Source organism: Streptomyces chartreusis, assembly GCF_008704715.1.
Classification (GTDB): Bacteria; Actinomycetota; Actinomycetes; order Streptomycetales; family Streptomycetaceae; genus Streptomyces; species Streptomyces chartreusis.
The window spans coordinates 4,631,037-4,654,980 of record NZ_CP023689.1; the positions used below are offsets into that span (position 1 = coordinate 4,631,037).

Consider the following 23,944-nt stretch of genomic DNA (forward strand, 5'->3'; position numbering starts at 1 on the left):
CGGTAGGCGTCGAGGGGTCTCGCGGTCGTCCCCATGGAGAGGGGTTCCTGTGGGTCCATCTCAGGTACTACGGGTATCACCGCTGGTCGTGCCGGTGCCGGGTCAGTGGCCCGTGGGCCGCACCACACCCGACTCGAAGGCGAACACCGCCGCCTGTGTACGGTCCCGCAGCCCCAGTTTCACCAGGATCCGGCTCACGTGGGTCTTCACGGTCTGCTCGGCCACGACGAGGCGCTCGGCGATCTCCGCGTTCGACAGGCCCTGCGCGATCAGGGCGAGGACCTCCGTCTCGCGTTCGGTCAGGTCGGCGACACGTTCCTTGAGCGGGGCACGCGGCCGGCCGTCCAGGCGGGCGAACTCGGCGATCAGACGGCGGGTGACGACGGGTGCGAGGAGGGCGTCGCCGGCCGCCACGACCCGTACCGCCTCGGCCAGCTGATCGGCGGAGGCGTCCTTCAGCAGGAAGCCGGAGGCGCCCGCGCGCAGTGCCTCGTACACGTACTCGTCGAGGTGGAACGTCGTCAGCACCAGCACCTTGATGTGCGGTGTCGCGGTGGTGATCCGGCGGGTGGCCTCGATACCGCCGAGCTCCGGCATGCGGATGTCCATCAGGACGACGTCGGGCACGAGCTCGGCGACCTTCGCGACCGCGTCCAGGCCGTCCACCGCCTGACCGATCACGTCGATGTCGGGCTTGGTGTTGAGCAGCACGGAGAATCCCTGCCGGACCATCTGCTGGTCGTCGGCGATCACTACGCGGATGGGGCTGCTCGTCATGCGGTGCCGTCCTTGTCGGGGTGAGGGGGGTTGGGGGCGTGGGGGATCGGGACGTAGGCGATGCCTTCGATGCGGGAGTGCACCGGGAGGTAGGCGCTCACCACGTAGCCGCCCTCCCGTGCCGGGTACGCCGAGAGGGAGCCGCCGAGCATCGAGGCCCGCTCCCGCATGCCGAGCAGACCGTGGCCCGCGCCGTGCGACGGGGGTGCCGGGCGCTGCGGCGCCGAGTTGACGACCCGCAGGCTCACGGCACGCGGCTCGTAGGCGACGGAGACGCGGGCGGTCGCGCCGGGGGCGTGCCGCAGGACGTTGCTCAGCGCCTCCTGCACGATCCGGTACGCCGACAGCTCCACGCCGGGTGTCAGCGGGCGGCGTCGCCCGGTGATGTCGAGGGTCACCTCCAGTCCGACGCCGCGGATGTTGTCCACCAGCGTCTCCAGCCGGTCGAGCGTGGGCTGAGGCGCGTGCGGGGCCGCGGTGGCGCCGGCGTCGGTGCCCGTCGGGTCGAATACGTCCGGGGCGTCGGGGTGTTCCGAGCGCAGCACCCCGAGGACGCGGCGGAGTTCGGTCAGGGCGTCCAGGGCGTTCTGCCGGATGCCCTCCAGGTTCTCCTTCAGCTCCTCTGACGGGTTCTCCACGAGGTGCGGCGCCACCTGGGCCTGGATGGAGATGACCGACATGTGGTGGGCGACCACGTCGTGCAGCTCGCGGGCGATACGGCTGCGCTCCTCCAGGAGGGTGCGCTGGGCTCGTTCGGACGCGGTGAGGGTTTCCTGCTCGACGAGTTGGGTGCGGGCCTCTTTGCGGCCGCGGAGTGCGGTGCCGACGAGGACGGCCACCGCGAAGACGGCCACCGCCGTGGTGCCGGTGCCGGAGTAGCGCTGGCCTCCTATGACGCCCTGGAGGAGGAACGTGACCAGGGCCGTCGCCGCGAGCGCCGACACCGCGTTGCGGGTACGGACGCGGAGGGCGAGGAGGAGCAGGGCCGTGGCGTGGGCGAGTACCGCGGGGGTGCTCCAGGGCCAGTTGGGGCCGGGGGGTGGGGTCTCCATGAGGTGGGGGCGGGCGATGAGGGCGATCACCACGGCGGCCGAGAGGTTGAGGGCCCAGGCCTCGGTGGGGCGCCACAGGGCGAGGACGAGGGTCAGGCCGAGGGAGAAGCCGGCGACCAGGCCGTGGGCCGTGCTCAGGTCGTAGTCGGCGCTGAGTTCGTTGCCGCCGGCGAGGGAGACGCCCAGGGCGATCCAGACGGTGAGGAGGATCGTCAGACAGCGGAGCCAGGTTGTGCCGAAGGGTTTGCGGAGGTGGGTGCGGAGGGGTTGTTTCGTGCGGGCATCGTCGTCGGGTGCGGGTGGCCCCTGTGGGGGCTTGGCGCCATCGGCGAGTGCCGGTCGGGGGGTTGAGGCCTCCTCTTCGTTCACGTGGGTCACCCTAAGCATGGTTCTGGGTCTTCGTTTTGTGGCTTTCGTGGGAACGGTGGGTGCGGACCACCCGGGACGCGTGGCCCTTCGGGCGGCGGGGGCCCTGTTCGTAGGTGCGGAACGCCGTCCAGCACAGGGCCAGTGCCGCCGCGAAGACGGGGAGCCAGGCCAGGCGGGCCGCCACCCAGGCGAGGTCGTCGGGTGGGGTGTGCAGGCCCGGGAGGTGACCGGCCGTCAGGGATGTGGCCGTGGTGGCCATCAGGGCCGTCTGGTGCCAGAGGAAGATCGTCATAGCGGAGAGGTTGAGCAGGGCCACCGCCGCCCAGGCCAGGGGGCGGCGCATCGCGCGGCGCAGAGGCTCCCGCAGGAGCAGGGCCAGGCCGCACTGGGCCAGGCCGAAGGTCACCGCGGCCAGCGTCGGCGGGTTGAGGTTGGAGACGCCGGCGCCGGGGACACCGACCATGGACGCCGGATAGCCCGCCCAGGCGACCAGTGCCGCCGTCGCCGCGGTACCGCCCACCAGCAGGATCCAGCCCGCGCGCCGGCGCTCCAACTCGCCCCGGGTCCACGCCGCGCCCACGGTGAACGGCACCATCCAGCCCGCCGCCAGGTTCACCCAGCCGAGCCAGTCGGGGGCACCCAGGCCGAAGCGCAGGAGGTCGACGTGGAGGACGACGGCCAGCGGCCACAGCGGATGGAGGCGTCGCAGTAGCGGTGTCGCCGCCGTCAGCGCCGCGAAGACCAGGAGGAACCACAAGGGGGACAGGGCGAGTTTGAGGAGGGTGCGGACCGTGTCCGTCTCCGTGCCCGAGAGCAGGAGGAGAACCGATGCCACCGTCCACAGGCTGAGGACGGCCGCCACCGGTTTGAACAGACGGGACAGCCGGGACGCCAGCCACTGCGTGTACGTGGTGCCGCGTTCGCGGGCCGAGGTGTAGCCGCGGGTCGCCACATGGCCGCCGACCAGGAAGAACACGGCGAGGGTCTGGAAGGCCCAGGAGATCGGGGCCAGCCAGGGCATGTGGTGCAGCGGGCTCGCGGTGTGCAGGCCACCGCCTCCGCCGCCGTCCGCGACCAGGGCCGTGACCAGCCAGTGCCCGAGGACCACACCGAGGATCGCGAAGGCCCGCAACGCGTCGACGGCCCGATCCCGGCCGACCGGCGTCGCCGCATCGACCTGGGCGGCGCCCCCGCGGATGCCCCTCAATATGCCCTTCGGGCGGGCGGACTGTGTCGGTTCAGGCATGGGTCACCTCCGAGGTCTCGCCCAGGACGATGCGGGTCAGGTTCGCCAGGGACGGCGAGCCCGGGCGGAAGTAGTCGCTGTGGCCGCCTTCGCCCGCCGCGAAGACTCGGGCGCCGAAGGACGGGGACATCGGGTCGGTGCCGAAGCCGACGGTCGTGCCGAGGACGTCGATCCGGATGTGCGGTACCTCCGCCACCCAGTCGTCACCGCCCCTTGCCGCCCAGATACGGGCCCGGGTGTGCAGGGCCCCGGCCGTGTCCACGCCGGTGCCGGGGCTGCCGATCAGGGCGATGTCGTCCACGTCCAGACCGGGGGCGGCACGGCCGCAGACCACGGAGCCGTAGGAGTGACAGAGGAGGGAGATACGTGGCCTCGGCTCCGGCGTACGGGAACCCTCGTCGGCCGGCCCAGCCCCCTTGCCGGCGGTCCCGGTTCCCCCACCAGTCGCCCCGGGCCCCTCGTCGGCCCTGAGGGCGCGCAACTGCCGTATGAAATCCCGTAGTTCCGGAGCCGCCTTCTCGGCTCGGGCCGTCGTCGTGACCGTCGTGCTGACCGTGCCCGGGGTTTGGTAGCCGAGCCAGGCCACCACCGCGGTGCGGGTGCCCTGTGGGGCTTCCCGGGTGAGCCGCTGGTGCAGGGCGCGGGCCGTGTCGCGGAAGCGGTCGTAGGTGTCGATGGACGTGTCGGAGCCCGGGACCAGGACCGCGATGCGGTCGGCGTGGGCCAGGTCGCCGAAGACCTCCGTCGCCAGGCCGAAGCCACGGCCGTCGAAGGAGAGGAACCGGCGCGACGGGTCTGCCATCTCACGGTCCGCCGCGGCGCGTTCCCGGTCGCCGTACTCCGCGGCCATGCGGGACGCCTCGGCGGCGTTGGCCCGGTTGGCCTCGTAGGTCTGCTCCAGCGTCGCCGCCGTCACCGGGGGGAGGGCGGCGGGCGGCGGGGCGGGGATCTCGGCGCGCGCGGCACCGGACAGCGGGAGGACCACGGCACCGGTGATCACCCCGGCGAGCAGCGCTCGGCGCCATCGCTGTGTACGGCGGCTCTTGCTCCGCCCGCCCTCACGTCCGTCCGCGCTTGCCCCGCCCGGACTCGCCTGCCGGAGACTCGGCTCCCCCCGATTCGGCTCCCCCGGCCCCGTCTGCCCCGGACTCGGCTCCCCCGGACGCCGCTGCGCCGGACCCGCCTTCCCCGGCCCGAGCCCGCCGGCCCCCGTCGAACGCCCCATGGTCGTCTTCCCTCCCAGTCCGCCCGGCCATCGGGCTTGCCTGGTTGGGAAGTTACGGATCCGGCCTCGTCGTCCGCGTCATGCCAGGGAGCTCACCTGCAACGTAGCTCTCAAGTACTACGGGTATGAGGGGGTCACCGAGAGGACGAAGGCGTCACCACGCCAGCTGTGCGATCTCCTCCACCACGACCGCACACGCATCCGCCGCCGGATCGATCAGCGGGAAATGGCCGACGTCCTCCAGCAGCGTCAGACCGACCACCTCCCCCGCCTTCGCCGCCGCGTCCGCGTACGACTCGGCGACCGCCGGCGGGACCACGATGTCGGTGCGGCCCTGGACGATCGTCGTCGCGATGCCCGTCGGGAGCAGGAAGGCCGGGTCGGCGTACGGCAGGCGTTCCGCGAACTCCTCGCCTTCGCCCAGCAGTTGCCGCGCGGCGCCCCCGCACACGTCCAGCTTGTCCGCGACCGTGAAGTCGGCGATCGGGGCCAGGGCGACCACGCCCCTCAGGGGCACCGGCCTGTCGGTGCGCCAGGGGGCGTCCGCCGGGAGGACATGGCGGGCCGCCGCCCAGAGGGCGAGGTGGCCGCCGGCCGAGTGCCCGGTGAGCACCATCCGGCGCGCATCGGCCTGCGGAAGGGCCTCCCGCACCAGCGCGGGCAGCGCGTCCAGAGCGGCGGCGACGTCGTCGAAGGTCCCGGGCCAGCGACCGGCCACCGAAGCGCCCTCGCCCGAACCGGAACCGGAACCGGAGCCCGCACCCGCACCCGCACCCGCACCCGCACCGGAACCCGAACCAGCACCGGCGCCAGAACCGGCACCACCCGCCCCGGCCGCCCCCTCCCCCGCCCCCCGCCGATACTCCACATTCGCCACGGCGAACCCCCGCCGCGCGAGGAAGTCCGCGAGCGGTGTGACATGCCGGCGGTCGTACGGCGCACGCCAGGCCCCGCCGTGCAGGAGGACGACCAACGGGACCAGGACGCCCGGCACGGTCTCGCCGCGGGGCGCGTAGAAGTCGATCACCTGGTCGGGATGGTCACCGTAGGAGGCAATGGCGTCGGGATCGACGGGCGGGTGGGAGAAGGCCGACTGCTCCTCGGCGGCGTCCCGGGCAGCTGCGGCGTCGTCCGGCATGCTCCAACCTCTCAGCAACAAAACGGAATTGGACGAATGCGGGGTGGGGGGGAAAGGCAAGACAGAGTGGCGGGCGAAAGAAGAGACAGGGTGCGGACCATGTGCGACTTCGGCCGTTGGCGGGGACGGTACCAGGCCCGTCACGTGCGCGGACACGCGGATGTCACGCTCGGTGAGGGTTAAACGGTCCTGCCGTTTCGTTACGCTGGAACCGTGGATCACGCCACGGCGCGTACCTGCACCAAGGAGGCCGATATGTCCGCCGAACCCGGCACCGTCCGTCCCGGAGGGCGTACCGCGCGTGTCCGTGCGGCCGTCCTGGAGGCGGCCGGAGACGTGCTGGCGGAGCAGGGATTCGACGGCCTCGACCTCGCGGACGTCGCCCGCCGCGCGGACGTCGGCAAGACGACCGTGTACCGGCGTTGGGGCTCGGTGACGGGCCTGGTGGCCGACCTGCTCGCCGACATGGCCGAGCAGTCGCTGCCGCGCGAGGAGACCGGCTCGGCGCTGGGGGACCTGCGGGCCAACGCGGCACTGGTGCGGCGCACGCTGGCCGATCCCCGGCAGGGCGCCCTGTTCCGTGCCGTCATCGCCGCCGCGACCTGCGACGCGCGTACGGCGCAGGCGCTGCGGCGGTTCTACGAGGTACGGATCGCGGAATGGGCGCCGTGCGTGGAACAGGGCGTGGCACGGGGGGAGTTCCCCGCCGGTACGGACGCCGAGGCGGTCGTACGGGCGGTGTCGGCGCCCCTCTACTACCAGTTGCTGACGACCGGGGAGATCCCCGACGCCCCCGCCGCGGAGCGCGCCGCGCGGGCGGCGCACGCGGCTGCCGTGGCGGGGGTGTACGTCGCCTAGGCGCTCCGCAGGGAGTGCCGTGGCCTGCCGCCCCAGGGCTGCTGCACCGTCGTCAGCGCAGCACCTCGCCCAACACCCGGGCCGCCCGCTCCACATCCGCGAACCCCACATACAGCGGCGTGAAACCGAACCGCAGCACATCGGGATGCCGGAAGTCGCCGACGACCCCCCGCTCGATGAGCCGCTTCATCACGTCCCCGGCGTCGTCGCAGCGCAGGGCCACCTGGCTGCCGCGCTCGCTGTGCGCCACCGGCGTCACCGACTCCACGCGCCCCTCGGGCACATACGCCGCGACGCACTCCAGGAAGAAGTCCGTCAGCGCCAGCGACTTGGCCCGCACCGCCTCGATCCGCACCCCGTCCCAGACCTCCAGGGCCGCCTCCAGAGCGAGCATGGAGAGGATGTCGGGTGTGCCGACGCGGCCGCGCAGCGCTCCCGACGCCGGTTCGAAGGCGGGCCGCATGCCGAACGGCTCGGCGTGCGAGTTCCAGCCGGGCAGCGGGGAGTCGAAGCGGTCCTGGAGTTCCCGGCGGACGTACAGGTACGCCGGTGAACCGGGGCCGCCGTTCAGGTACTTGTAGGTGCAGCCGACCGCCAGGTCCACCCCGTGCTCGTCGAGCCCGACCGGCAGGGCGCCCGCGCTGTGGCACAGGTCCCAGACCGCCACCGCGCCCGCCGCGTGCACGGCGGCGGTCAGGGACGGCAGGTCGTGCAGCCGGCCCGTGCGGTAGTCGACGTGGTTCAGCAGGACGGCGGCCGTACGGTCGTTCAGCGCGCCCGGCACCTCGGCCGGGGTCACGGGCCGCAGCGTACGGCCGGTCATCCGGGCCGCCGACTCGGCGATGTAGCCGTCGGTGGGGAAGGTCGTCGCGTCGACGAGGATCTCGTCGCGGTCCGCGTCGGCCATGCGAACCGCAGCCACAAGTGCCTTGAAGACATTGACACTTGTGGAGTCCCCGACGACGATCTGGCCGTGCGCCGCCCCCACCAGCGGAGCGATCTTGTCGCCGATCCGCTCGGGCGCGGTCCACCAGCCGCTCTCGTCCCAGGAGCGGATGCGCATCCGGCCCCACTGCCGCAGTACGACGTCCTCGACCCGCCCCGGCACGTTCGCGGGCAGGGCACCCAGGGAGTTCCCGTCGAGGTAGACGACCTCGTCGAGCACGAACTGCTTGCGGACGCCGGCCAGTTCGTCGGCGGCGTCCAGCGCCCCCGCCCGTGTCGTGAGCTCAGACATGGGACCTCGCCGTCCACAGCTCGGGGAAGACGTTCTTCTGCGCGCGCTTCTCCAGCCAGGCCACGCCGGCCGAGCCGCCGGTGCCGGCCTTGGCGCCCATCGCGCGGCGGGTGGCGACCAGGTGGTCGTTGCGCCAGCGCCACACCAGTTCGGCGACGTCGGTGAGGGCCTCGCCCAGTCGGGCGAGCTCGGAGTTCTGGTCGCCCGAGTAGATCGCCGTCCAGGCGGCCTCGACCTCCGGCGAGGGGTCGTACCGGCGCGAGACGTCGCGCTTGAGGACCGCCTCGGGGATCGCGCAGCCGTGCCGGGCGAGGAAGCGCAGCACCTCGTCGTAGAGGCTGGGCTCGTGCAGCGCCTTCTCCAGCTCCGCGTGGACGCGCGGGGCGCCGCGGTGCGGGACGAGCATGGACGCGGACTTCTCGGCGAGCAGGAACTCCATCCGGCGGTACATCGCCGACTGGAAGCCGGAGCCCTCGCCGAGGGCGCTGCGGTAGGCGTTGAACTGGGCCGGCGTGAGCTGGCCGAGCGGCTTCCAGGAGTGGTTCAGGGCGTCCAGTTCCCGGACGGAACGCTTCAGGGCGTCGATCGCCACGCCCGGCCGGTCCTCGCGCAGCGCCCGCGCCGCGGTCTCCCACTCATGGACGATGACGGTGAACCACAGCTCCATGACCTGGGTCGTGACCAGGAAGACCATCTCTCCGGGGTCGTCGGAGAGGGTGTGCTGGAGGTGGGTGAGCACATCCGCCTTGACGTAGTCCTCGTACGGCGTGGTGCCCGCGAAGTCGAGATTGGGGGTCTCGGGCTCTTGAGTCTCCGGGGAGGTTTCCGGGGGTGTCTCCGCGGACCGGTGAGCCTGCTGGGACATTGCTGTCTCCTGTGTAACTTCGGGTAGCGGTCCGCCCTGCCGTTATCGGCAAAGGGGCCCCGGTCCCCACCGGCATCCTCAGGGATCGCCCCGGGTGGCGCAAGGCCCGCCTGGTCACATCGGCGGGCGGGCCTCACGCGCGGAGCCGCGCCGCTAGCCCAGGGTCTGGGCGGCGGTCGCCGAGGAGTCCTTCAGGAACTGCGAGCAGCGCTCGTACTCCTCCTGCTCGCCGATGGAGCCGGCGGCACGGGCGAGGGCGTGCAGGGCGCGCAGGAAGCCGCGGTTGGGCTCGTGCTCCCACGGGACCGGGCCGTGGCCCTTCCAGCCGTTGCGGCGCAGGGCGTCCAGGCCGCGGTGGTAGCCCGTACGGGCGTAGGCGTACGACTCCACGACGCTGCCCCGCTCGAACGCCTCGTCGGCCAGCTGGGCCCAGGCCAGCGAGGAGGTCGGGTACTTCGCGGCGACATCCGCGGGGGCGGTGCCGCCGGCGAGCAGCTCGCGCGGCTCGGGGTCGTCGGGGAGGTGGGTCGGGGGCGGTCCCCCGAGAAGGTCTTCGTGAATGGCCATGAGGTCCAGTCTGGCCCATGGGAGGAGTACGGCAGCTCGAGGGCGCCCTAGTGGGACTGCCCCCGTCCGCGAACTCCCCCGGCGCCGGACGCGGGGCTCTCAGCCCTCGGCGTTCCCCCCGGCGCCCCCCTTGCCGTCCACCTCCAGCCGCCCCCGGCTCCGCACGCCCTCCAGCGGAGGTGTTGTCACGCTGCCGTGGTGCAGGCACTCCGGCTTGCGGCAGTCCGGCGGCAGTGGCCGTACCGTCGCAAAGGCGATCAGCGCGCCCAGGACGAGCACCCCGGCGCAGATCGGCATCGCCCGGTCGAACGCGGCGTCGAAGGCGTCGGCCGAGCGGTAGGCCTCCTCGCCCATTCCGGCCAGCAGCGGCAGCGCGGCCACCGCGACCAGGCCCGCCGCCCGGGCCGCCGCGTTGTTGACGCCGCTGGCCAGGCCGGCGCGGGCGGTGTCGACGGAGGCCAGGACGGTCGCGGTCAGGGGCGCCACCAGGGTGACCATGCCGAGGCCCAGGACCAGCAGGGCCGGCAGGACGTCGGTGACGTAGGAGGCGTTCTCGCCCACCCGCAGCATCAGCAGTATCCCGGCCGCGCACAGCAGCGGGCCGACGGTCAGCGGGATGCGCGGCCCGATCCGGTCGGCGAGGGCGCCCGAGCGGGCCGAGAACAGCAGCATCAGGGCGGTCGTGGGCAGCAGGGCCGTACCGGCGCCGAGCGCCGAGTAGCCGGAGACGACCTGGAGCTGGAGCGCGGCGAGGAAGAAGAAGCCGCTGAAGGCCGCGTAGACACAGAGCGTGACGAGGTTGACGGCCGTGAACTGGCGGGAGCGGAAGATGTCGAGCGGCATCATCGGGTCGGGCCTGTGACGCTCGACGTAGACGAAGGCGACCCCGGCCGCCACGCCGGCGATCGCGGTGATCCACACGGTCACCGAGACCTGCTGGGCCTCGATCAGCGCGTACGTCACCAGGGCCAGGGCCGCTGCCCCGAGGAAGGCACCGAGCACGTCGAAGCGGCCGTGCTTGGTCCCGTCGCCGGACTCCGGAACGTGCCGTACGGCGATCGGCGCGCACAGCAGCGCCAGCGGGACGTTCAGCAGGAAGACCCAGCGCCAGCCGGGGCCGTCGACCAGCCAGCCGCCGAGGAAGGGACCCACGGCCGCGCCGATGCCCCCGAAGCCGGACCAGAGGCCGACCGCCTTCGCCCGGTCGTCGGGATGGAAGGACGCCTGGATCAGGGCCAGCGACCCGGGGGTGAGCAGGGCGCCGCCGATGCCCTGGAGCGCCCGGGCCGCGATGAGCACGCCGACGTTCGGGGCGACCCCGCACAGCAGCGAGGCCAGGGCGAACCACACGACGCCGATGACGAAGACCCGGCGCCGCCCGTACCGGTCGCCCAGCGAGCCGCCGAGCAGGATCAGCCCGGCCAGCGTCAGCATGTACGCGTTGACGGTCCACTGGAGCGCGGCGAGGTCGGCGTCGAGGTCCTCGCCGATGCGTGGGAGGGCTACGTTGACGACGGTCGAGTCCAGCATCGCCATGCTGGAGCCGAGGACGGTGGTGAGCAGGATCCACTTGCCTTGCGGCGAGGCCAACCTGACATCGGGCATGCCCCAGATATACAACGAGCCCGGTGCCGTAGCACCGGGCTCGTCGTGGATCCCGCTTTACTTGATCTTCGTGCCCGTGGAGCGCAGGTTGCCGCAGGCCTCGGTCACGCGCGCGGCCATGGAGCCCTCGGCGAGCTTGCCCCAGGTGCGCGGGTCGTAGGTCTTCTTGTTGCCGACCTCGCCGTCGACCTTCAGGACGCCGTCGTAGTTCTGGAACATGTGGGCCGCCACCGGACGCGTGAAGGCGTACTGGGTGTCGGTGTCGATGTTCATCTTGACGACGCCGTTCTCCAGCGCGGTCGCGATCTCCTCCTCGGTGGAGCCGGACCCGCCGTGGAAGACGAAGTCGAACGGGGACGGCTTGCCGTACTTGGCGGCGACGCCCTCGTTCAGCTCCTTCAGCAGCTCGGGACGCAGCACGACGTTGCCCGGCTTGTAGACGCCGTGGACGTTGCCGAAGGACGCGGCGAGCAGGTAGCGGCCCTTCTCACCGAGGCCGAGGGCCTCGACGGTACGGATCGCGTCGTCGACCGTGGTGTAGAGGGAGTCGTTGATCTCGTGCGAGACGCCGTCCTCCTCGCCACCGGTCGGGGTGATCTCGACCTCAAGGATGATCTTCGCGGCACGGGCGCGCTCCAGCAGCTCCTGCGCGATGGAGAGGTTGTCGGCGAGGGTCTCCGCCGAGCCGTCCCACATGTGCGACTGGAACAGCGGGTTCTCACCGCGCGCGACGCGCTCCTCGGAGACCGCGAGCAGCGGACGCACGTACCCGTCGAGCTTGTCCTTCGGGCAGTGGTCCGTGTGCAGGGCGACGGTGATGTCGTACTTCTTGGCGACGATGTGCGCGAACTCGGCCAGGGCGACGGCGCCGGTGACCATGTCCTTGCTGTGCTGGCCGCCGAGGAACTCCGCACCACCCGTGGAGATCTGGATGATGCCGTCGCTCTCCGCCTCCGCGAAGCCGCGCAGGGCCGCGTGCAGGGTCTGGGAGGAGGTCACGTTGATGGCCGGGTAGGCGAACTTGCCTGCCTTCGCCCGGTCGAGCATCTCGTTGTAGACCTCGGGGGTTGCGATGGGCATCTGTCCGCTCCTTGGAGTGTGCGGGTCGACGTACTGCGTACGGCGTTCTGGCTTACGGCCCTGACCTAGACCTAGGGATGCGACGTCATCGTCGGCCCCATCTTTCCAGACGAACCGGGATGCTCCGAGCGCCTGTCACCTGCCGAGACGGGCGCCCGTGCGGACCGGCGTCAGTCCAGGCCGAGTTCGTCCTTGGAGTAGGCGAAGAGATACGGCACTCCGGCGCCCTGCTCGATCTTCTCGGCGGCGCCGGTGGCCCGGTCGACGATCGTCGCGACGCCGACGACCTCGGCGCCGGCCTCGCGCACGGCCTCGACGGCGGTGAGCGGGGAGCCGCCGGTGGTGGAGGTGTCCTCGACGACGAGGACACGGCGCCCGGCGATGTCCGGCCCCTCGACCCGGCGCTGCATCCCGTGCGCCTTGGCGGCCTTGCGGACGACGAACGCGTCGAGCCGCCTGCCGCGCGCGGAGGCGGCGTGCAGCATCGCGGCGGCAACGGGGTCGGCGCCCATGGTGAGCCCGCCGACCGCGTCGAACTCCAGCTCCGCCGTCAGATCGAGCAGCACCTGCCCGACGAGCGGAGCGGCCTCGCCGTCGAGGGTGACGCGCCGGAGGTCGACGTAGTAGTCGGCTTCGAGCCCCGACGACAGGGTCACCTTGCCGTGCACCACGGCCTTGTCCTTGATCTGGTTCAGCAGCTCGCCACGTACGTCAGTCATGCCGCCCAGCTTAGAGGCGCCGCCAGCTCCAGACGGTCGTGGCCTCCAGCGGCTCCAGGGGCGTGACCAGGCGGGGCAGGGTGTTCAGCCCGTTGGGCGGCCCGGTCTGCGGCTCGACGCAGACGGCGGCCTCCTGCTCGTCGTAGACGACGACCCACTTCTCGCGGCTGCTCACCTTCAGCTCCAGCTGCCCCGGCCAGGTGAGCGTGACGTCGACGCCGTCGGGCATCCCGAAGCAGTCGTCCCACGGGCCGGGCAGCGGCTCGATGCGGTTCCCGGTGGGCAGGTGGTCGTCCCCGCGCTCCTCCTGCCAGGCCGGGCTGAAGTCGAGCCGGACGTCCTCGGCGCCGAGGTTGCGGTTGAACCAGGGGTGCCAGCCGATCTGCGCCGGGAAGGAGTCCTCGTACGTCTCGACGGACATGGTGAGACTGAGGCTGTCCGGCGTGAGCGCGACGACATGCGTGACACGACCGGCGTACGGCCACGGCTCGACCAGGTCGTACGTGATCACGGCCTCGCCGTCGGCGACCCGAGCGACCTTCCAGGCGCCGTCGCGGGTGGTGCCGTGGATGGCGTGCGGCGGGGCGTTGAGCGGCATCTGCCGCACCCGGGCGCCGTCGAGGAACCGGCCGTCCCTGATCCGCCCGCACCAGGGAACCATCGGGAAGCACCCGAACCGCTCCCCCTGCCGCAGCAACTCGGTGCCCCCGACGCGCAGCCCCCCGACCCGCCCGCCGTTCCCCGGCAGCACGTCCACCTCCGCGTCACCCGCGGTCAGCGTGATGTGTTCGTTACTCACGGGAAGACCCTACTGGGACGATCGCTCAGCGCCGACGCCGCAGCATCCGCCCCACCACGATCGCCGAGGCCAGCACCAGCGCCGCCGCCGGCGCGGCCCACCGAAGCGTCGAGTTCGGCGCAATGGTCTGCGGCGCCGGGACAGGCGCGTACCGCCCCCGCGGCGGCGCATGATCCACTTCCTCCGCACTACGCCCGATCATCGTCCGTCGAGCATGCGCGGCCTCCGCCACAGGCGAATCCTCCCCGTCTTCGTCCTCGTCGTCCTCGTCCTCGGAGTCGTCCTCCTGGGCCCGCGGATCCAACGACGGCGGCGGCACCTCACTGTCGAAGACGGAACCGGACCCGGCCCCGTCGTCCGCGGCATCACGCCCCGGCTCCGGCACGGCCGCGTCATCCGCATCCGGCGTCGTCTCGAAGTCACTGGTCACCCGGTCCTCGAACTCCCCGGGCGCCAAAGTCTCCTCAACGGCCTCGGTCTCGACGTCCGCCTCGGACCCCGCTTCCCCGGCCACGACCCCCAACTGCCCACCAAACCGATTCAGCAGCCGGGACACGGCCGACCCCACGGCCTCCGCCGAGAACTCCGTGACCCGCCCGTCGGCCGACGCGGTCCCCTCGAACCGCAGCGTGGCCCCGCCCTCGGCCTCGGCGACCCGCAGGGTGAGCGCCAGCTTCACGGACCCGTTCCCGCGCGCCTCGGTCGCGTCGCCCTCGACGGCGTAGGAACCGTCCTCCCGGGCCGAGATCCGAACGGCACCGCGATAGGTGATGGTGTGACCGCCGACGCGCACCTTCAGCCGCCCGGTCACCGGCTCGGCCCCGGCGTCCTGCTGGAGCCCGGGGACCGCCCGGGCGACCCGCGCGGGATCGGCCAGCACCTCCCTGAGCCGCTCCGCCGTAACCGGAACGAACACCTCATGCTCCATGCCGATCGAGCCTACCCAGCATGGCGTGAACCGCACCCACACATCCCGGGATTCTCACCGGACACCCGCCCGCCGGGCGTATCCTCCCCGCGCCCCGCCACTCCCCCGCCCCCGTCGGTCCTGCTCAGTACCGCGGATGCAGCACCGTGGAAGCCCCCAACCCCCCGACCCTCGTCTCCTCCGCCGCCCTGGCATCCGCCGTCAGGCCCGTCTGGGTCAGGGTCTCCGGACGCGGTGCGCCCTCCCCCGTGCCGAGCCGCAGCACCGGCCGTTCCTCCCGGGCCGCCAGGATGAAGCCCCAGTCCTGCGGTGCGCGGGTCGGGCGGGTGGAGCGGTCGGGGCCGGCCGTGAAGCCGGAGTCGCGGCCGCTGACCCGGTACGGCTCGGTGCGCAGGCCGGCCGAGCGCAGCGTCGCGTCGGCCGTCCAGAAGACGCGGGGCCGCGACGACACCGGCCCGGCGTGCACCGCGAGGCGCCCGTGCGGGGTCAGGGCGCGGTGGACGAGGCCGTAGAACTCCTGGGAGTAGAGCTTCGTGCTGGCGGTGATGCCGGGGTCGGGCAGATCGGAGATGACGACGTCGTACGTCTCCGGCGGAGCCAGCCGCAGCCACCGGAACGCGTCGTCGGTCATGACATGGACGCGGGTGTCGTCGTACGCGTCCCCGTTGAGCCGGGACAGCGCGGGGTCCTCGCGTGCCAGCCGCACCACCTCGGGGTCGACCTCGACGACGTCGACCCGGTGCACCCCGGGATGGCGCAGCACTTCGCGCGCCGCCAGCCCGTCCCCGCCGCCGAGGATGAGCACGCGCGTGTGCTCGCCGCTCATCGCGGGGTGGACCAGCGCCTCGTGGTAGCGGCGGGCGTCGCGCCCGCCGACCCGCAGCCGGCCGTCGAGGAAGAGGTCGAGGGGCCGGCCGTCGGTGCCGCCGGTGATGACGACCTCCTGGACGTCCGTCTGGATCGCCACGCGTACGTCCCGCCCGTACACCGCGTGCCGGGCGGCCCGTTCGAAGTCGTCGACGAGTACGGCGGCGGAGGCGAGGATGCCGAGCACGGTGATGTTGGCGATCACCAGCAGCCAGCGGGCGCGGCGGCTGAGGTCCCCGCGGAACAGGCCGAGGACGAGCGCGCCGCCGACGACGGCGTTGACGGCGCCGGTGATCAGGGCCGAGCTCAACTGGCCCAGCAGGGGCAGCAGGAGGAAGGGGAAGGCGAGGCCGCCGACCAGCGCGCCGACGTAGTCCGCGGCGAACAGGTCGGCCACCGCGCCGCCCGCGTCCTGGCGCCGGATGCGCTGGATGAGCTCCATCAGCAGCGGCACCTCGGCGCCGATGAGCAGGCCGATGGTGAGGGAGAAGGCGACGAGCAGGGCGCGCGGGCCGTGGGCCCACATCCCGCCCCAGTCGCCGGTCCAGGCGAAGACGGCGTACAGGGCGAGCGCGCTGGACCCGCCGACGAGGGCGAGCAGGGCCTCGATGGCGCCGAAGCCGGCCGCGGCGTGCGGGCGCAGACGCTTCGCGGCGAGGGAGCCGAGGCCCATCGCGAACACCATGACGGACAGCACGACGGAGGCCTGGGTGACCGAGTCGCCGATCAAGTAGGAGGCGAGGGCGACGAGTTCGAGTTCGTACACGAGTCCGCAGGCGGCACACACGAAGACGCCCGCGAGGACCAGGAATCGCCCGGTACCCGGCCGGACCGGGAGCCGCGGGGGACCCGCCCAGGGCGGCCTGGTGCCGGGTGGGGCGGGGGCGTGCGGCTCGATCACGTTGCCGACGGTACGTTACGGCACGGGCACGCTTCGTCACCCACACGGGTGTTGTTGAGGCGGCTGACGTTTGCGTCGCCGTCAGACTCCCGACTGGCTGAACGGTGCCGTCCGGCGCCGGGCCGCGCCCTTGGCCACCCGTACGCCCACCCTGGTGCGGGTCGCCACCAACTGGCCGTCCTGCGGGTACGCGTGCCACGTACGCCAGTGCACCTGTCCCTCGTGGTGCTGGGCCAGCAGTGCGGTGAAGGCGTGCGGGCTGCCGGGGAAGACACCGGCGAGGCCGTGCGGATGGTCGGCGACCAGTGCCAGCAACTCCTGGGCCCGGCCCGCGAACTGACCGGGCGAGAGGATCTCCACGTGGGCGGCGAACTCGTACTCCCAGTCGTCCGTGCGCTTGGCCACGCCGAGGGGCAGGGGGGTGCTGCTGCCGGGCATGCAGGCCACCGTCTCCGAGCACATGCCCCGCTCCTCCTCCAACAGCACCTGGTGGGACGCGCCGAGCAGTCGTAACTGAAGCTTCGCGCCGGTCAGTTCGAGGTCGAGGGCGGCCAGCGCGGGCAGCGGCTCGCGCCCCAGGGCCCAGGCGAGGTCCGCCGCGCGCGTGTCGGTGTAGGCGGTGTTCAGGGTCGTGAGCATGGGTCGGCTCCGCTACGCGAACAAAAGGGAGGTAGGTGTGGGTCTCCGGCGCGCCCCGGCCGGCGCCGGGAGGCCGGCCCGGTCAGCCCTGTCGGCCGGTCAGAAGGGGTGTCCCCAGGACGTCCGAGGGGCTGCGTTGGTGAAATTCACTGAATCATGAACTGTGGCGCCGACACAGCGATTTTACCCAAGTTCGTAGGGTTTCCATCCCTCAGAGGGCTTATCAGCTCAACTGTTCAACTCCGGCGTACGCCGATGGGTACGGGGCGTACGCCGGTGCGCTGGAGCTCGCACACCGATGCGGGCGCCGGACGCACAGAAGCGGGACCGGTCCCAGGCACCGGCCCCGCTCCACGCGGATGCGATTCCCCCTGCTCGGGGAGCTCAGCTGCCCCGTGTCAGCTGCCTCCGCCACCGCATCCGCCTCCGCCCCCTCCACAGGACGAGGACCCGCCTCCGCATGACGAGCCCCCGCCGCAGGAGGAGGAGCCACCTCCGCACGACGATCCGCTGTCGCCCCCGCCGGCCCACCAGCTGCCGCCGCTGCTGTGCGAGCTCCCCCTGCGGCTGTGGGTACGACGGGACGACCGTGCGCCGCTGCGCGCGGCCGACACGAGGATCACCACAAAGACCACTGCGACCAGCGCCACCACAAACCCTGTAACCATGGCGTCAGCCTCCTTCCGTTCCCCCGAAGCGGACCCGGGCGTCCCCCCGTGGGCGCCTCCCGCTCGGTGCGTGGCGATGAGATGCCCGCCCGTCTCACGGCCCAAAGCAGAGTTGAGCAACTCCAGAGCTTGGGCGGAGGATGGCGCGCATGACCTCCTCCTCCCGCCCGCTGCTCAATCGCCGGCTCGCCGAGTTCGGGACGACGATCTTCGCCGAGATGTCCGCGCTGGCCCTGAGTACGGGGTCCATCAACCTGGGTCAGGGCTTCCCCGACACCGACGGGCCCGAGGAGATCCGTGAGGCGGCCGTGCGGGCGCTGCGCGACGGGCGCGGCAACCAGTACCCGCCGGGCCCCGGTGTCCCCGAGCTGCGCAACGCGATCGCCGCCCATCAGGAGCGGCGCTACGGGCTGTCGTACGACCCCGACACCGAGGTCCTGGTCACCGCGGGCGCCACGGAGGCCATCGCGGCCACCCTGCTGGCGCTGCTGGAGCCCGGCGACGAGGTCATCGCCCTGGAGCCGTACTACGACTCCTACGCGGCCTGTATCGCCATGGCGGGCGGCACGCGCGTGCCGGTCACCCTGCGCCCGCACGAGGGCAGCTTCCGGCTCGACCTGGACGAGCTGCGCGCCGCCGTCACCGACCGCACCCGGCTGCTGCTGATCAACACCCCGCACAACCCCACCGGCACCGTCCTCACCCGTGCGGAGCTGGCGGCGATCGCCGAGCTGGCTCTCGAACGGGATCTGCTGGTGGTGACCGACGAGGTGTACGAGCACCTGGTCTTCGACGACGCCGAACACCTGCCGCTCGCGACCTTCCCGGGAATGCGCGAGCGCACGGTGACGATCGGGTCGGCCGGCAAGAGCTTCTCGTTCACCGGCTGGAAGGTCGGCTGGGTGACCTCGGCGCCGGGCCTGGTCACGGCGGTGCGGTCGGCGAAGCAGTTCCTGACGTACGTCTCGTCGGGGCCGTTCCAGTACGCGGTCGCGGAGGCGCTCGCGCTGCCCGACAGCTATTTCACGGCCGTCCGCGAGGACATGCTGGCCAAGCGGGACCTGCTGGCGACGGGGCTGGCGGAGGCCGGGTTCGAGGTGTTCAGGCCCGCCGGCACCTACTTCATCACCACCGACATCCGCCCCCTGGGCGAGAGCGACGGCTTCGCGTTCTGCCGCGCGCTGCCGGAGCGGGCCGGGGTCGTCGCCATCCCGAACGCGGTCTTCTACGACCACCGGGAGGCGGGGGCGCCGTTCGTGCGGTTCGCGTTCTGCAAGCGCACGGAGGTCCTGGAGGAGGCGGCCAAGCGGCTGCGGGCCATGTAGCGCGGCGAGGGCGCCGAAAACGGCGTGAGCCCGGCCCGGCACCCGGCCGTTTCGGCCGGTGCCCTGGCCGGGCTCCTGCTTGTCGAGGACTACTCCTCGTCGTCCTCGGGCTTCTCCGCGTCGTTGACCTCCTGCTCAAGGCCGAGCTGCTCGACGAGCCACTTGTCGAACTCGATGGCGGCCCGCACCCAGCTGACCGTCGACGAGACGAAGTGCTCCAGGCTCACGCCCGTGCCGATCAGCATCTGTGCCTCGCCGATCAGGCGGACGGTGCCGTCGTCGTGCGTGTGGCTGTAGACCTTGGGCCACAGGGTCCGGCGGTTCCAGTCGTCGATCGACTCGAGCAGCAGAGGCTTCTCGTCGATCTTGTGGGGCCGGTCGTAGAACGTCCGCACCGAGAAGACCTGCTGGTCATCCTCGCCACGGAACATGAAGTACGTACGGAACTGCTCCCACGGCGCCGCGAGGTCTCCCTCGTCGTCGACGACGTACTTCAGCTCCATCTGGTCGAGGAGCTGCTTCACGAGGTCCTGATCCGGGACAACGGGGCCGGGCGGGGGCCCGGGCTGCGGCTGCTGGCCCCCGAAGTTCGGAATCGAGGACGGGTCGATGCTCACCGTGATTTTCCCTTCGTACGGATTCCGCCATCCTCCCCCATGCGGGGAGGGGGGTGGCAACCCCGGACAGGCCCTGTCAGCCCTCGGCTGACAGGATCTGGCCTGTCGCGACGGACCGCGCACGGAGGGTGGGGACATGTCCGGAACACAGGGCGGGGCGGGGGCGGCCCGCGGCCGTACGAAGTGGTGGATCGTCGCCGCGATCACGGCCGTGCCGGCGCTGCTGCTCGCCGGTTTCGTGGCCATGGTGGCCGTGTGGGTGGTGTCGGACGACGAGCTGTCCCGCTCCGGCCCCGAGAAGGTCCCCTGCGCGGACGCCCTGCGCTTCGGCGGGGCGGCGCTGCCGGACGGGGCGCAGGCCGTCGGGGCGTGCGAGGTACAGGGTTTCCAGGACATCCACTACAGCGGCGCCTTCCGGATGCCGCGCGCCGATGTCCGGGACTGGCTCACGTCCACATATCCGGACGCGGGGGCGCCCGAGACGCAGTTCTGCGCCGGCTCCGACGTGGATCTCTGTCTGGATGTGGACCTCGCCGGGCACGAGCCGCCCGTGGACGCCCACGCCGTGCGGGTCGACGTCGTGTACGAGGACGGCGGCACCGCGCTCGTGCGCTTCGCGGCGTTCACCCTCTGAGCGGCGTTCACCCTCTGAGCCGCGACAGCCCGCTGCGCGCCCGACGGCCCGCCCCGGTGATTCCGGAGCGGGCCGTCGGGCGTGGCGTCAGAGCGTCTTGCCGGTGGCGGGTCCCACGATCAGGCCGTCGCCGAAGGCGTCCACCCGGACCGTGTCGCCGTCCTTGACCTCGCCCGCGAGGATCTCCTTGGCGAGGCGGTCGCCGATGGCGGTCTGGACGAGGCGGCGCAGCGGTCGGGCGCCGTAGGCCGGGTCGTTGCCCTCGTCGGCGAGCCAGGCCAGGGCCGCGTCGGTGATCTCCAGGGACAGCCGGCGCTCGGCGAGCCGCTTCGCGAGCCGGTCGATCTGGAGCCGGGCGATCCGGCTCAGCTCGTCCTTGTTCAGCGCGGAGAAGACGACCAGGTCGTCGAGCCGGTTGAGGAACTCCGGCTTGAAGGCGGTGCGGACCACCTCCAGGACCTGCTCCTTCTTCTCCTGCTCGCTGGTGATCGGGTCGACCAGGAACTGGCTGCCCAGGTTCGACGTCAGCACCAGGATCGTGTTGCGGAAGTCGACCGTACGGCCCTGCCCGTCGGTGAGCCGGCCGTCGTCCAGCACCTGGAGCAGGATGTCGAAGACCTCGGGGTGCGCCTTCTCCACCTCGTCGAGCAGCACGACGCTGTACGGCCGCCTGCGCACGGCCTCGGTCAGCTGGCCGCCCTCCTCGTAGCCGACGTACCCGGGGGGCGCGCCGACCAGCCGGGCCACGCTGTGCTTCTCGCCGTACTCCGACATGTCGATGCGGACCATCGCCCGCTCGTCGTCGAAGAGGAAGTCGGCGAGGGCCTTGGCGAGTTCGGTCTTGCCGACGCCGGTCGGGCCGAGGAAGAGGAAGGAGCCGGTGGGGCGGTCCGGGTCGGCGATGCCGGCGCGGGTGCGGCGTACGGCGTCGGAGACCGCCTGGACGGCCTCCTGCTGGCCGATCAGCCGCCTGCCCAGCTCGTCCTCCATGCGCAGCAGCTTCTGCGTCTCGCCCTCCAGGAGCCGGCCGGCCGGGATGCCGGTCCACGCGCCCACGACGTCGGCGATGTCGTCGGCGCCGACCTCCTCCTTGACCATCGTGTCCTTGGCGGCCTCCTCCTCGGCCTCGGAGGCGGCCTCCAGCTCCTTCTCCAGGGCGGGGATCTCGCCGTACAGCAGCTTGGAGGCGGAGTCGAAGTCGCCGTCGCGCTGGGCGCGTTCGGCCTGGCCGCGCACCTCGTCGAGCCGTTCCTTCAGCTCGCCGACGCGGTTGAGGGACTGCTTCTCCTTCTCCCAGCGGGCGGTCAGGCCCCGCAGCTCCTCCTCCTTGTCGGCGAGGTCGCGGCGCAGCTTGTCCAGGCGCTCGCGGGAGGCGGGGTCGGTCTCCTTGTCGAGGGCCAGCTCCTCCATGCGCAGCCGGTCCACGGAGCGCTGGAGCTCGTCGATCTCGACCGGCGAGGAGTCGATCTCCATGCGCAGTCGGGAGGCCGCCTCGTCGACGAGGTCGATGGCCTTGTCGGGCAGGAAGCGGGAGGTGATGTACCGGTCGGAGAGGGTGGCCGCGGCGACCAGCGCGCTGTCGGCGATCTGGACCTTGTGGTGGGCCTCGTAGCGCCCCTTGAGCCCGCGCAGGATCGCGATGGTGTCCTCGACGGTCGGCTCGGCGACCAGCACCTGCTGGAAGCGCCGCTCCAGGGCGGGGTCCTTCTCGATCCGCTCGCGGTACTCGTCGAGGGTGGTGGCGCCGACCATGCGCAGCTCACCGCGGGCGAGCATGGGCTTGAGCATGTTGCCGGCGTCCATGGCGGAGTCGCCGCCGGCACCGGCGCCGACGACGGTGTGCAGCTCGTCGATGAACGTGATGATCTGCCCGTCGGAGTCCTTGATCTCCGCGAGCACGGTCTTCAGCCGCTCCTCGAACTCGCCGCGGTACTTCGCCCCGGCGACCATGGCGCCCAGGTCGAGCGCGACGAGCCGCTTGTCCTTCAGCGACTCGGGCACGTCCCCCTTGACGATCCGCTGCGCGAGCCCCTCGACGACGGCCGTCTTGCCGACGCCGGGCTCACCGATGAGGACCGGGTTGTTCTTGGTACGGCGGCTGAGCACCTGGACGACCCGCCGGATCTCCTGGTCGCGGCCGATGACGGGGTCGAGCTTGCCCTCGCGGGCCGCCGCGGTGAAGTCGGTGCCGAACTTCTCCAGCGCCTTGTACTGCCCCTCAGGGTCGGCGGAGGTCACGCGCCGCCCGCCCCGCGCCTTCCGGAACGCCTCCAGCAGCTTCTTGGCGCTCGCGCCCTGCTGGGTGAGCACCTCGCCGGCGGCGCCGCCCTTCGCGGCGGTGCCGATGAGGAGGTGCTCGGTGGAGAGGTACTCGTCCCCGAGCTCCTGGGCCCGCGCCTGGGCGTCCGCGATCACGGCGAGCAGCTCACGGCTGGGCTGCGGGGGCGCCACGGTGGACCCGGTGACGCTGGGCAGCGCGGCGAGCGCCTTCTCGGCGCCGGCCCGCACGGACGCCTGGTCGGCGTCGACGGCCGCCAGCAGATCGATGATGTTCTCGTTGTCCTGGCCCTGGAGCAGAGCCAGCAGCAGGTGGGCGGGGGTGAGATCCGGGTGGCCCTCGGTCACGGCCCGGTTGCTGGCCGCGTTGATCGCGTCCCGGCTCCTGTTGGTCAGCTCTGCGTCCACGTGTCCGTTCTCCTCCTGATGTCAGCGTCGCTCAGTACTGACTGAGTCAGCGTACACAAAGTTGAGTCTATTCCACTCAAGGTAGTGCGGGGAGGCTTGCGGCGACTAGGTTCCAGGGCATGGCCGCATACCCCCGGAATCCCTCCGCGCCCGACACGTCGTACCTCACCTTCTGGCAGGAGAGGCACCTGTGCACCCTCACGACCCTGCGTCCGGACGGCACCCCGCACGTAGTACCCGTCGGAGTGACATACGACCCCGAGGCGGGGTTGGCTCGGGTGATCACGAACAAGTCCAGCGCGAAGGTGGGCCATGTGCTGGCCGCCGGCCCCGACGGGGCGACGGTCGCGGTCTGCCAGGTGGACGGCGGGCGGTGGGCCACGCTGGAGGGACGGGCGCGGGTCAGCGCGGAGCCGGACCGGGTCGCGGAGGCGGTGCGACGGTACGCGGTGCGCTACGGCCGCACTCCGGCACCCAACCCTCACCGGGTCGTGATCGAGATCGAACTGACCCGGGCCATGGGGCGCGGGTGAGCGGGCGAGGGGCGACGGCCCCGGAGCCGGAAGGCGGGACGGGTGCGGGCGCGAGTGACGGCTCGGACGGCGGCTCGGACGGCGGCTCGGATGGCCGGATACCGGTCGCCCGGTTTCAGCCACCGCGGAACGGGCGGATACGGGGAAATGTCCCCGTAAAACTGCAGCGGCGTCACCGTGTTCAGGTCACGGTGACGCCGCTGCGGGGGGAAGCACCTGAGCGATCTGTTACGACGGGGGAATCGCGTCAGGCACTGCGGGGGGTGGCTGAGATGGTCCTTGGGGCCGGGGCCTCCGGCTCCACCAGCCGGTGGTCTCGTTGATCGAGGTTGACGAAGATCATTCCATACCGGACGGCACACCGGACGGGCTGCGGCGCCCCCCGAGGCCGCCGCAGACACCGGTACGCCCTGACGTCCTCGTCCTCGTCGCGCGTCACGACGACCGGCTCTCCGAACACTGTCACCATCAACGAGTCACCGGGGTGGGGGATCGCGGTGACAAGGTCGATGAAGTGCCAGCCCGAGCGGTAGGCGGTGGCCATTTCGCGGCGGAAGGAGCGGTCGTCGGGTGGGGTGGTCATGCCTACTCCTGCCCGCCGCTGCTCTTC

General features: G+C 72.0%; 22 protein-coding genes. 4 read left to right on the plus strand and 18 right to left on the minus strand.

The genetic code is table 11. The annotated features are described in order from the left end of the window. Positions 1 to 102 precede the first annotated feature (102 nt). The 5 genes from CP983_RS20020 to CP983_RS20040 form a co-directional block, all read right to left on the minus strand. Positions 103 to 777 (minus strand): response regulator, encoded by a 675-nt coding sequence (locus CP983_RS20020; protein WP_107904714.1) that lies wholly within the window; start codon positions 775 to 777, stop codon positions 103 to 105. Further along, positions 774 to 2,198, minus strand: a complete 1,425-nt coding sequence (locus CP983_RS20025) for a sensor histidine kinase (protein ID WP_229915039.1) — start codon at positions 2,196 to 2,198, stop codon at positions 774 to 776. Before CP983_RS20025 ends, CP983_RS20020 begins: the two co-directional genes overlap by 4 nt. 10 nt (positions 2,199 to 2,208) lie before the next feature. Then, entirely contained in the window at positions 2,209 to 3,444 is a 1,236-nt protein-coding gene (locus tag CP983_RS20030) for an acyltransferase family protein (protein WP_150500874.1), read from the minus strand. Beyond that, positions 3,437 to 4,444 (minus strand): alpha/beta hydrolase, encoded by a 1,008-nt coding sequence (locus CP983_RS20035; protein WP_373309893.1) that lies wholly within the window; start codon positions 4,442 to 4,444, stop codon positions 3,437 to 3,439. The genes CP983_RS20030 and CP983_RS20035 overlap by 8 nt, the downstream gene beginning before the upstream one ends. 379 nt (positions 4,445 to 4,823) lie before the next feature. Further along, complete coding sequence (locus tag CP983_RS20040; protein ID WP_150500876.1) at positions 4,824 to 5,807, minus strand: alpha/beta hydrolase family protein; 984 nt, start codon at positions 5,805 to 5,807, stop codon at positions 4,824 to 4,826. 255 nt (positions 5,808 to 6,062) lie between these two features. Here CP983_RS20040 and CP983_RS20045 point away from each other — a divergent pair, with 255 nt between their 5' ends. Then, positions 6,063 to 6,665 carry a TetR/AcrR family transcriptional regulator gene (locus tag CP983_RS20045; RefSeq protein ID WP_150500878.1) on the plus strand — a complete coding sequence of 201 codons (603 nt, stop codon included), beginning with the start codon at positions 6,063 to 6,065 and terminating at the stop codon, positions 6,663 to 6,665. A gap of 52 nt (positions 6,666 to 6,717) precedes the next feature. On the opposite strand, the gene kynU is transcribed toward CP983_RS20045, so the two are convergent. The 10 genes from kynU to CP983_RS20095 all read right to left on the minus strand — a co-directional run bounded on the left by kynU (position 6,718) and on the right by CP983_RS20095 (position 16,872). Next, positions 6,718 to 7,902, minus strand: a complete 1,185-nt coding sequence (kynU, locus tag CP983_RS20050; protein ID WP_150500880.1) for a kynureninase — start codon at positions 7,900 to 7,902, stop codon at positions 6,718 to 6,720. Next, on the minus strand, positions 7,895 to 8,767 hold the full coding sequence (locus tag CP983_RS20055; RefSeq protein ID WP_093746770.1) for a tryptophan 2,3-dioxygenase family protein: 873 nt from the start codon (positions 8,765 to 8,767) through the stop codon (positions 7,895 to 7,897). The genes kynU and CP983_RS20055 overlap by 8 nt, the downstream gene beginning before the upstream one ends. A gap of 153 nt (positions 8,768 to 8,920) precedes the next feature. Next, the gene (locus tag CP983_RS20060; RefSeq protein ID WP_107904719.1) at positions 8,921 to 9,334 is read right to left on the minus strand and encodes a DUF3151 domain-containing protein; all 414 of its coding nucleotides are present in this window, start codon (positions 9,332 to 9,334) and stop codon (positions 8,921 to 8,923) included. A gap of 99 nt (positions 9,335 to 9,433) precedes the next feature. Next, the gene (locus CP983_RS20065; RefSeq protein ID WP_150500882.1) at positions 9,434 to 10,939 is read right to left on the minus strand and encodes an MFS transporter; all 1,506 of its coding nucleotides are present in this window, start codon (positions 10,937 to 10,939) and stop codon (positions 9,434 to 9,436) included. A gap of 57 nt (positions 10,940 to 10,996) precedes the next feature. Then, on the minus strand, positions 10,997 to 12,019 hold the full coding sequence (gene fbaA / locus CP983_RS20070) for a class II fructose-bisphosphate aldolase (RefSeq protein WP_107904721.1): 1,023 nt from the start codon (positions 12,017 to 12,019) through the stop codon (positions 10,997 to 10,999). Positions 12,020 to 12,189: 170 nt separating this feature from the next. Next, positions 12,190 to 12,738, minus strand: a complete 549-nt coding sequence (gene pyrE / locus CP983_RS20075) for an orotate phosphoribosyltransferase (protein ID WP_150500884.1) — start codon at positions 12,736 to 12,738, stop codon at positions 12,190 to 12,192. Between the two features lie 10 nt (positions 12,739 to 12,748). Continuing rightward, positions 12,749 to 13,537 carry an aldose epimerase family protein gene (locus CP983_RS20080; protein ID WP_150500886.1) on the minus strand — a complete coding sequence of 263 codons (789 nt, stop codon included), beginning with the start codon at positions 13,535 to 13,537 and terminating at the stop codon, positions 12,749 to 12,751. Positions 13,538 to 13,562: 25 nt separating this feature from the next. Beyond that, entirely contained in the window at positions 13,563 to 14,465 is a 903-nt protein-coding gene (locus CP983_RS20085; protein ID WP_150500888.1) for an SRPBCC family protein, read from the minus strand. 124 nt (positions 14,466 to 14,589) lie between these two features. Further along, the gene (locus tag CP983_RS20090) at positions 14,590 to 16,233 is read right to left on the minus strand and encodes a polyamine aminopropyltransferase (protein WP_150500890.1); all 1,644 of its coding nucleotides are present in this window, start codon (positions 16,231 to 16,233) and stop codon (positions 14,590 to 14,592) included. Between the two features lie 81 nt (positions 16,234 to 16,314). Further along, positions 16,315 to 16,872: a DUF2617 family protein gene (locus tag CP983_RS20095; RefSeq protein ID WP_107904725.1), complete on the minus strand. Its 558-nt coding sequence runs from the start codon at positions 16,870 to 16,872 to the stop codon at positions 16,315 to 16,317. A gap of 808 nt (positions 16,873 to 17,680) precedes the next feature. Here CP983_RS20095 and CP983_RS20105 point away from each other — a divergent pair. Continuing rightward, positions 17,681 to 18,865 (plus strand): pyridoxal phosphate-dependent aminotransferase, encoded by a 1,185-nt coding sequence (locus tag CP983_RS20105; RefSeq protein WP_125525438.1) that lies wholly within the window; start codon positions 17,681 to 17,683, stop codon positions 18,863 to 18,865. Between the two features lie 89 nt (positions 18,866 to 18,954). Here the strand turns inward: CP983_RS20105 and CP983_RS20110 are convergent, their stop codons facing one another. After that, positions 18,955 to 19,482, minus strand: a complete 528-nt coding sequence (locus CP983_RS20110; protein WP_030945435.1) for a YbjN domain-containing protein — start codon at positions 19,480 to 19,482, stop codon at positions 18,955 to 18,957. Positions 19,483 to 19,618: 136 nt separating this feature from the next. On the opposite strand from CP983_RS20110, the gene CP983_RS20115 reads away from it, so the two are divergent. After that, positions 19,619 to 20,116, plus strand: coding sequence for a hypothetical protein (locus CP983_RS20115; protein ID WP_150500892.1), 498 nt, complete (start codon positions 19,619 to 19,621; stop codon positions 20,114 to 20,116). 87 nt (positions 20,117 to 20,203) lie between these two features. Here CP983_RS20115 and clpB read toward each other — a convergent pair whose 3' ends face one another. Beyond that, positions 20,204 to 22,801: an ATP-dependent chaperone ClpB gene (gene clpB, locus CP983_RS20120; RefSeq protein ID WP_107904729.1), complete on the minus strand. Its 2,598-nt coding sequence runs from the start codon at positions 22,799 to 22,801 to the stop codon at positions 20,204 to 20,206. Positions 22,802 to 22,920: 119 nt separating this feature from the next. Here clpB and CP983_RS20125 point away from each other — a divergent pair, with 119 nt between their 5' ends. Then, positions 22,921 to 23,334, plus strand: coding sequence for a pyridoxamine 5'-phosphate oxidase family protein (locus CP983_RS20125; RefSeq protein ID WP_107904730.1), 414 nt, complete (start codon positions 22,921 to 22,923; stop codon positions 23,332 to 23,334). Between the two features lie 247 nt (positions 23,335 to 23,581). On the opposite strand, the gene CP983_RS20130 is transcribed toward CP983_RS20125, so the two are convergent. Continuing rightward, entirely contained in the window at positions 23,582 to 23,917 is a 336-nt protein-coding gene (locus CP983_RS20130; RefSeq protein ID WP_030945423.1) for a Rieske (2Fe-2S) protein, read from the minus strand. Positions 23,918 to 23,944: the final 27 nt, after the last annotated feature.